The organism is Nocardia fusca NBRC 14340 (assembly GCF_001618425.1).
In the GTDB taxonomy this organism is placed as follows: domain Bacteria; phylum Actinomycetota; class Actinomycetes; order Mycobacteriales; family Mycobacteriaceae; genus Nocardia; species Nocardia fusca.
This window is the reverse complement of sequence record NZ_BDCU01000037.1, coordinates 43730-51331: the sequence shown is the minus strand read 5'-3', so window position 1 is coordinate 51331 and position 7602 is coordinate 43730. Positions and strand designations below refer to the sequence as shown.

The following is a 7602-nucleotide window of genomic DNA, read 5'->3' as shown; positions in this document are numbered from 1 at the left end:
GAGTCCGAACCGCGCACACCTGCCCGGCACACGCCGTGGGGCTGGGCTGCCGAGTTCCCATCGGATGATCGGCAACGGTGAGCCCCCGAAATGGCCGTTGTCGTGATACGGGTCGAGGATGGTTGTATGACAGCCTCGAACAACACCACCCCTCAACGGGCCGAGTTCCATGTGCACGGCGTCCGCCGTGACCCGCCCGATGCCAGGAAGATCGCAAGAGTACTCAACTGATATTCCGACTCTGTCCTGAACTAGGAATATCTCGCATCCCAATCCGACCTCTCGCCGAGCATCGTTGGCCCCGTGGCCGGCCCCCTGGCGCGACACGGCCGCCCTCGATCATGGCACCGGCAGATCAGGCGGTGACCAGCACGTCACGGCAGATCCTGCTCAGGTATCGCAAAGCGTCCTTGTGCTCGCGCGACATGAAGCCCGCCACGGGCCCCGCCGTTCGCCGCTGTGCGAGCCGGTGGAGGGTATTTATTCAAGGCCTGCAGTATTCGGAGCGGAGCGGTCTTGCGGCCTCGGGGAACCATCGGTACACGCGGTCGCGTCTTTCGTCGGTGCGCACATCCCGGTCACCGAGGTACTCGCCAGCCCAGGCCGTCGGTGGGTCCTGAACAGCGGGCCGCGGATGCGGTCGCGGATCAGCCGGTGCAGCAGCCGCGTGATGTCGGCGTCCCAGTACAAGTTCTCCGGAACGAATTCGGTGTGGGTTGCGCGCGAGGAGTGGTGCCTCACGCCCAGAGAGTTGCGTAGCCGATCCGAGAGCTCACTGCCTGTTCTGGGGCCTGTCCCGGCCGCCCCCGCGGTGTTGACTGTTCATCATGCCGGACTCGAATGCCCCTATGCCCCAGCGGCCCCCACCTCGGTGTTGGGGAACCCGGCGCTGTAAGCGCGTGTCGCTCATGCTATTCGGGGTGTCGGGTCGACGATGTCGGCTGGTGTGCCCGTGTTCGTGCAAGCCTGCCTATGACTCGTCGTTGACCGATGACCAGTGGGCGGTGATAGAAACGCTGCTACCGGCCGTCCCGAACCGGCGCCTGGGTGGCCGGCCCCGGGTGCACCCGCGTTGGCTGCTGGTCGACACCATCTTGTATGTGCTGTTCACGGGGTGCGCGTGCCGTTTGGTGCCGCACAACCTCGCGCCGTGGAACACCGCCTACAAGGTGTTCGCTGTCTGGACCGCTGATGGCACGTGGGCACGAGTGCACGACGAACTACGAGACCGGGTCCGTGACGTCGACGGGCGCGACCCGCAACCGTCGGCGGCGGTGCTGGACTCCCAATCGGTGCGCACCCACCAAAGGGGTGAGCAGATCGGTTACGACGCCGGCAAACGGGTGGCGTGGCCGCAAACGGCATCTACTCGTCGACACCGATGGGTTGCTGCTGCATGCCCTGGTGCATTCGGCCTCGGTGCAGGACCGGCCCGGTGCCCGCCAGGTGCTGGCCGGTATCCGGGCGCGGCTCCCTCTGCTGGGTTGGTCTGGGTCGACGGCGGCTACGTCAACACCGTCGACACCAGCCTGGTCGGATGGGCTGCGGTTACCGAGGGTCTCGAGATCGTGGCGGTGCCCCGCAACGCCGATGTGAAAGGCTTCCAGGTGCTACCCCGCAGGCGGGTGGTCGAGCGAACCTTCTCCTGGCTGACGAGGTGCAGACGATTGGCACGCGACTACGAACGCAAAACCGCCCACGCCGAAGCGATGATCCAGGTCGCGATGATCCGGCTCATGGCCGCCCGCCTTGCCGGTGAAATCGTGGAACCCTCCGGCCCGATCGAAACCGAAGCCGCCCGCCGGATAGCAGAGGACCTCAACAACTGACCAACAAGGTTCGCCAACATCTTCTCAGCCGCCGGATGCCTCCGTAACCACCAGGACCGGGCCGGCCGGGCGAGGTCTGTTGGCCGCCGCGATCCTTGTCGCCGGGGTCGGCGGGGTCTGTTCTCGTGGCACCCGTGGGACGAGGGGCCCGTACCGGAGCCGGCCAAAGATCCACACCACATCACCATCCAGAGCGTCGGTGAACCGCGTGACCCGACCGGGGACTCCGACGCGGACCGACCAGTGTGTTGCATGACCATGAGTGAGATCCGGCCGCTGCTGTCCGCCCGCGGATTCGCCGTGCCCGACCCGGCCGAGGTGCGGCTGCGCACGCGCTGGCGGAGGTGTTCACCCAAGCCCAGGCAGAGTGGGTGACGCTGCAGCTCGACGCCACCGAAACCCAGGTCCGACGCCCCGCTGCCTCCCCGGGCCGGGCGGCGGGCGTTCGTCTTCGGCAACAAGACCCTCAACACCGTCAAGACCAGCATCATCAGCGATGCTGCCGGGCGGGCCCTATGGGTCCGGCGCGACCCGTCCCGGACGCCGGCACGACCAGACCGCGATCACCACCGAGGGCATCGACGACCGCCTCGACCGCCACCCGCCGGGTCCGGATGTTGGTCGACGCCGCTACCGGGCCTGCGCCGCAACCACAAACGCCGGGGCATCGCCCCAACACCGAAGTCGCGCAAGCACACCGAAATCCTCACGGCGACAATCGATATGCGCGCGGGCACGCACACGGCACTCTTCTGGACGAATTCCGGTCGAACACGCCATCGCCGCGCACAAGAACTGGCGCGGCCTGCGTCGCTGACGCCCCCACCGCCACACGCTCCCGCAGACCTACCTTGCCGTCGCAGGGCTGGTCTCCGACCGCGACGTTACCCGGTAAACCGCCCGCCTCCCCATGTCGGCACGTCTCGATCTCAATAGCGGATCAAGTCGTAAGTCCTGGCCCCGATCTGCACACCATGCGCCGACAGCGCACGGCAGATCGACTCGATGCCATAGACCTGGCGGTACTCGTCGATGAACCCGCCGATCATCGGTGTCGCGGGTCGAGTTCCGAAGCGTTACCCGGCAGAGGATTGTGAACGCTACGCGGGTGGTTTCGAGGGCTTTGGGCAACTCAGAGCCTGACTGTTTTGCGCAGGTGAGCGATGGGCAGGAGCATCAGCAGGGCGAGTCCCCCCAGCAAACCGAAGCTGAGAGTGAAACCGCCCGTCAGATCGCGTAGTGCGCCCACCAGGAGCCCGGCCAGCGCCGCGCACCCATAGCCGACGAAGAACGCCATCGCACTGATACGCCCGGCATCTCCAGGGTCGCGGCCAACTAGTACGGGCAGGGCGAGAACTAGCGTGAACAGACCGCCGTGCCCCACACCCAACACTACGATCCACACCCACGCACCCGCGCCCGGCGCGAGGGCCAACCCGAGGAAGCCGATGCCGGTCAGCACCGTCATAGCGGCGAGTCCCCTCCAGGTGCTGCGGCGTTCACCCAGGAGCGCTGGCACGGCCAGCATGGCAACGACCTGAATGGAGATCATCACGGTCAGCATGACACCTGCGGTGGCTGCGTCACGGCCGGAGTCATCGTGTAGAAGGGGCGCAACCCAGGCAAGATCACAATAGTAGAGTGCGGCGTTGACGGCCGACAGGATAGTGATGCGCCAGGCCGTACCGCTGCGCCAGGGTCCTTCTCCGGTCGCAGGTCCGGTGCGGGCTTCGACACCGTCCAGGCTCAGCGAACCCTTACCGGCGGTCCATAACACGGCACCCGACAACGCGAGCACAGACCAGGAGGCGAGCGCTGCCGGCCAGGAGTCGAACGCATTGGCCAATGGTGCGGTCATTCCGGCGGCCACCGCGCCGCCCAGTCCGAGTCCGGAGGTGAATAGTCCAGTGAGTAGGCCGGCCCGGGCAGCGAAACGTGACTTGATCACAGCGGGCAGCAGAGTTTGGACAATGGCGATTCCTGCTCCGACGATCGCCGCACTGCCCAGCTGCCACCATACAGATGTACCGAACAGTCGAGCCCCAGTGGCCAAAGCAATGATGATCAGTCCAGCGAGAACGCCGGACTGTAGCCCATATCGCCTCCCTGCGTAGGCGCCCAGCGGTGCGCACAATCCCATGGCCAACGTCGGGACGGTAGTCAACAGCGACACCTCGGTCGCTGAGAGGTCCAAGTCGGCGCGGATGTCGTCAACCAAGGGCGAGACCGCCGCGATAGCAGGCCGCAGGTTCGCCGCAGCGACGAACAATGCCAGGGCAGCCAACCCCAGGGACGTGCGACTGGATGGCACGGTTTTCAGCATCAGTGCACTCCAACGATCGAGCTCGAACCCGATGGGCCGCAACAACTGAACCTGAAGCTTCCCGCAGGCATGGGCACAAGCGCGGAGCATGTCCGCAATACGGCAACCAGGTGGCTCGTCCGGCTGCGGCCGACCAGGGTTGTTGTTCGGCCGCCGACCAGCGCGTGACTTGGTGAGGAGGAGCACTGTGTCCCCAGGGCAGCAATCTGTTGCACCCGGTGTGCTTGCAGGGCGGACGGGTATCGCCGTTGATCCCTCGGTTCGTCGTTGAACCGCCGCCCTGCAGGCGTAACCGTGACGGAAAACGGAGATGCTCGTTGAACTGCGTGAGCCTCGCCGAACGCAGTTGGGCCGTCGCGTGGGTACCAATCGCTCGTTCCGGCCTGGCGAGGCTTCAGCCACTCGGCTTTCACGTAGGAGGTCCGAACACAAGCGCGCAGCTCATGCTCCACCCATCTCCGGAACCGGTCGGATTTCGCGCCAGCCACAGGGATCGAGCCAGGGTCGGATCGCTGCCCAGTCTTCGCCGGTGAGTTCCACTGTGCCATTCTCGCTCCGACTGTTTTCTCTCTTCTGCCGCCGCAGAGAAGTGCTGACACGCACGTCGCGTTCAGACCTGTTGTGCACGGTCATCAGCAACCTCCCGATCGTATTGTCCGGCCTCGTAACGCAGGACCGCCTCTCGAGCTTCTCCTGGTCCGAGGACACTATGAGAAAGTAATTCCCGTTCCGCGTCAGGGCAGGTATGTTTTGCCCATTCGTATGCGTAAAGGGCTCTTCGCAGCCAATGCGTAGGACTGTCGCCGAACGAGCTGTGCGGATACGGATCGTCCATAACAAGCGCTTCCATTGCTGCCTCGAATCCGGCAGGATTCACCATGATGTCTCGATCCTTCATCGTTATCCCTCTCCTAAGTTCATAAAGGGGCGCGGGCCAATTTTTCGGAAATTGTTGGTTCAACCTCCTTTCGGGAACGAATCGGACAGGTTGCGTGGGGAAGTTGTGCGCTCCTTCCGAAGACGTGAGTTGCCGAGTATTCGCGATATTCCATCACCGACGGTTCTGTTCTTCGTCGACCCGGAGCTGGCCTGAAGTGCATTGAGTGGGCGAACGCCACTCCGGGTGGCGGGACGCCCGGAAACCCGGGCATCCCGCCGGTTTCCGGCTACAATGCGCCTTGCGGGGCAGGTGGGTTGACAGTGTTGAAGAACTGAATACCTGCGGCTACTGCGGCCGGTACACCGACAACAATCATTCCGACCATTCCACCGATGGGGCCGGTGACCGCTGCTGTGGACACGCAGCCGCCGAGGAATCCCGGGATGGCGAGCACCCCGACGGTCGGAACTCCTACGGCAGCGCCGACTGCCGCACCACCGGCAACGCAACCGATGCCGGCACCGATCGCGGTGCCGATCAACGTGCCGAGCGCAACGCCCAAGGAAAGCTGCATGAAGGCATTCGAAATCGCTTGGTTGAACAACGCATCGGAAGCGGCGTCGACATCTTTCAGCATCGGTTCTGTGGAGGTGGGCTGCGCGTCGGCCGGATCGGTACTCGGAGTCAGAGTCGCTGTGCGACCATCGATACTCGCCGCGATCGGCCAGTCCTTCCCATCTCGTTGATAGGTGAGTGGGATCCCGCCGACTACATTGCCCGCAGTGTCGAGCACCCGGAATTCACCATCTTGTACGGACAGTGATCCCAGATCGGTACTGAATACCACAGACCGGCCGACGACGCTGCCCTTATAGTTGATGCCCGGAACGATCGAAGTGTCGATCACCGAACCGGCTGTCGAGCTTTCCGGATTCGCGTTCGCAGTACCGCCGGTCAGCGCGAGCGTAGTGGTCGCCGCGATTGCCATTATCGCGGTTGCGCCCGTTCTCTTCATGGAAACTCCTCGGTTGTGGATGTAGAAATAGTTTGCGCAGGTTTCGAGATCATCTGATTCGAGTACGGAACACTAGAGGTGAACCGACTGCAGATGGGTGTACGCGGCCAACCCCTCGGGCCCGAACTCGCGACTTGCTCCGCTGTCCTTCACGCCGCCGAAAGGAATAGCCGGGTCCGGTATGTATCCGTTTATTCCGATCGTGCCGGTGCGAACACGACGTGCGACCGCCAAGCCGCGGTCGAGGTCAGCGGTCCATACAGTGCCTCCAAGTCCGTAGTTCGATTCGTTCGCGAGTCGGACGGCCTCGTTCTCGTCCGAATAACTGGTAATGGTCACGACCGGTCCGAAGACCTCTTCTTGTGCGATACGGGACGAGTTGTTGACGTCGGCCATGACCGCAGGTGTTACGAACCACCCCTCGGGCAGGTCCGCGGGGCGGCTTCCTCCGGTCGTCAGCTTGCCGCCGTCGGCGATTCCCATCGAGAGATAGGATTCGAAGCGGTCCCGTTGGCGCGCGGTGGTCAATGGTCCCACTTGGGTGTCCGGCGACAGCGGGTCGCCGACAGTGAGTGTGGATACGAACGAGGTCAATTGTTCGACGATTTCGTCGTATCGGGATTCGGGGGCGAGCACGCGGGTTGTTGCATAGCAGCACTGCCCGTTGTTGAGAAGTGCTGCGCCGAAGAAACTCTCGAGGTGGTCGGTCATGTTCGCGTCGTCGAGCACGATGGCCGCGGACCTCCCACCGAGCTCGAGGCTCACCGGACGCAGCAGCTGACCGCAAACCGATGCGATGGCGCGCCCGGTATCGGTGGACCCGGTGAACGCGACTTTGTCCACTCCAGGATGCGCGACAAGGTACTCCCCAAGGGATCGACCACCAGGGACGATGTTCACGACTCCTGGAGGCAGCCCCGACTCGGTGATCGCTCGCGCGAGCACCATGCTGTCCAGCACGGTTTCCGGTGAGGGTTTCAGCACCACCGTGCAGCCTGCGGCCAAAGCGGGCGCGAGTTTGGTGAAGGCCAAGGTCTGCGGGAAGTTCCACGGGACGATTGCCGCAACCACACCTATCGGCTGCCGGAGGACTCGGACGTCTCCGCCCAGGTATCCACGCCGATTGTCGTCGCCCTGCTCACGGATGAGGCCGGCGAAGTATCGCAACGTCGCCACGGGCATACCGGTCTCCAGTTGCCGAGCGAGATTGATCGGCATGCCGTTTTGAACGGTGACGCTGTAAGCGATGTCCGAGGCGTGCGCTTCGAGGGCTGTCGCGAGTGCGTCGAGACCGGCTGCTCGGCGTGTGGGAGACCAGGCTGCCCATCCTTCCGGATCGTTGAATGCCCGCTGCGCCGATTCGACGGCGTAATCGACTTCCCTGTGGGCCGAGCTCGGAACGGATCCGACGCGCTTCCCTGTCGCCGCACCGATGACATCGATTCGCTCAGGGGTCGATGGGGCGGACCATTCACCATTGATGTACAGATAGTCGTAATCCAGCGTATTCATAATTCCTCGAGTGGTTTTGCGGGTTGTGCACGAAACGTGAATT

The 7602-nt window shown here is 63.9% G+C and carries 5 protein-coding genes; 1 reads left to right on the top strand and 4 read right to left on the bottom strand.

Translation table 11 applies throughout. From position 1 onward, the window contains the following. The first annotated feature begins 983 nt into the window (after nucleotides 1-983). Nucleotides 984-1829 (top strand): IS5 family transposase, encoded by an 846-nt coding sequence (locus NF4_RS23760; RefSeq protein ID WP_198165445.1) that lies wholly within the window; start codon nucleotides 984-986, stop codon nucleotides 1827-1829. Between the two features lie 1132 nt (nucleotides 1830-2961). Here NF4_RS23760 and NF4_RS23755 read toward each other — a convergent pair. The 4 genes from NF4_RS23755 to NF4_RS23745 form a co-directional block, all read right to left on the bottom strand. Next, nucleotides 2962-4152: an MFS transporter gene (locus NF4_RS23755; protein ID WP_063129646.1), complete on the bottom strand. Its 1191-nt coding sequence runs from the start codon at nucleotides 4150-4152 to the stop codon at nucleotides 2962-2964. Nucleotides 4153-4762: 610 nt separating this feature from the next. Next, complete coding sequence (locus tag NF4_RS37985) at nucleotides 4763-5050, bottom strand: hypothetical protein (RefSeq protein WP_157120540.1); 288 nt, start codon at nucleotides 5048-5050, stop codon at nucleotides 4763-4765. 268 nt (nucleotides 5051-5318) lie between these two features. Next, nucleotides 5319-6047, bottom strand: a complete 729-nt coding sequence (locus NF4_RS23750) for a DUF8020 domain-containing protein (protein ID WP_063129593.1) — start codon at nucleotides 6045-6047, stop codon at nucleotides 5319-5321. A 72-nt stretch (nucleotides 6048-6119) separates the two neighbouring features. Further along, nucleotides 6120-7559 carry an aldehyde dehydrogenase gene (locus NF4_RS23745; protein WP_063129592.1) on the bottom strand — a complete coding sequence of 480 codons (1440 nt, stop codon included), beginning with the start codon at nucleotides 7557-7559 and terminating at the stop codon, nucleotides 6120-6122. Nucleotides 7560-7602 lie beyond the last annotated feature (43 nt).